Origin of the sequence: Bartonella sp. AD24XZML (assembly GCF_042196485.1) — a bacterium.
Classification (GTDB): domain Bacteria; phylum Pseudomonadota; class Alphaproteobacteria; order Rhizobiales; family Rhizobiaceae; genus Bartonella.
On record NZ_JBHIQH010000027.1, the window covers coordinates 1 to 1635 of the forward strand.

The window sequence follows — 1635 nt, forward strand, 5'->3', positions numbered from 1 at the left end:
TGTTGCATCAAGGCAACGTATTGATTTATAATGATAATTCACTGTTTTGTATGTTGAATGAGAGTCTCGAATAACGTAAGATTCTCTCATTTCAAAGCGGTTTATCTTGAATCAATCAAAACCACTCATTTGCACATAACAAGCGGGATTTGTGTGTGGATAAAATTTGTATAAGAAAGGATTAAAAATGGCTCTTATGAACCGTCTTAATGCAAGATCTGTCGCAACATTGGGGGCTGGCAAATATAATGATGGTGCCGGCTTGTTACTTCATAAGCGTAAAGATGGAGGTGCTCAATGGATTTTACGGTATACCCTTCACGGGCGCCGTCGTGAAATGGGATTGGGTGCTTTAAGACATGTCTCTTTAAAAAAAGCCCGTGAATTGGCAAATCAATGGCGTTCTGTTTTGCATGAGGGGCGTGACCCCATTAAAGAACGCAATAAACAAAAGCGTGAGGCAATAAGCAATCTTCATTATTTAAAAGATATTGCTTTGGATGCTTTTGAAAGTCGTAAAGCTGAATTAAAAGATGATGGCAAGGCTTGTGATTGGTTTTTACCTTTACGTCTTTATATTCTCCCTAAATTAGGCTGTTTACCCGTTTCAGAGATTACCCAAACAGAGATACGCAACACTATTGCCCCTATCTGGCATACAAAAGCTGTTACAGCGCGTAGAGCTCTCATTCGTCTCAATCTTTGTCTCAAACATGCGGCTGCTTTGGGTTTGGATGTTGATTTACAAGCAGTAACAAAAGCACAAGCTCTCTTAGGAAAACAACTCCATAAAGCACAAAATATACCAGCTATGGATTGGAGAGACATTCCTGCTTTTTATAAAACACTTTGCCAAACAACAGCTATAACACATCTGGCTTTACGTTTGCTTATTCTGACAGGCGTTCGTACTTTTCCTTTACGTCATATTCATAAAGATCAGATTGATGGAAATATATGGACAATTCCTGCTGAAAATATGAAAGGAAAGCGCGATGCTACAACAGAATTTCGCGTACCTTTATCAACAGAAGCAATGAAAGTGATTGAACATGCTCGCTGTCTTTCCAAAAGTGATTTTATCCTTTCTGCAACCGGTCGTGCTCCTCTTGGTGAAAGTAATATGGCAAGGTATATGCAAAAAACTGGACTAAACGCCTGCCCCCATGGATTTCGCTCTAGTTTACGCGATTGGCTTGCTGAAACAACCGATGCCCCCTATGAGGTCGCTGAAACTATTCTAAGTCATACCGTAGGAGGACAAGTAGAGCGTGCCTATCGTCGTACTGACTATTTAGAACAGCGCCGTGTTTATATGGATAAATGGGCGGCTTATGTCACTGGTCAATCTTAAGATATGGGGTGAATAACCCCATTATCTGTGGATAACTTTAGCTCTCTTTTCTCTCATTCTCTCTCAATAAGACTCATAATTTNAGCTCTCTTTTCTCTCATTCTCTCTCAATAAGACTCATAATTTATTACATCAATAAAACTATGATAAAATATTGTTTTTTATAGACTAAATACCTTTCCAATGATTCAAAAATATGGTTAATAAATAGGCATGATTTGGTTCTATTTTTTATTATGAAAGGATTTTAGAATGACAGAAAATGATATTCTTTTAACAGA

1 protein-coding gene is annotated in these 1635 nt (G+C 38.1%); it reads left to right on the forward strand.

The window, feature by feature from the left end; genetic code table 11:
* Positions 1-187: 187 nt before the first annotated feature.
* Positions 188-1354, forward strand: coding sequence for a tyrosine-type recombinase/integrase (locus ACFIMX_RS02550; RefSeq protein WP_375693983.1), 1167 nt, complete (start codon positions 188-190; stop codon positions 1352-1354).
* The last annotated feature ends 281 nt before the right edge of the window (positions 1355-1635 follow it).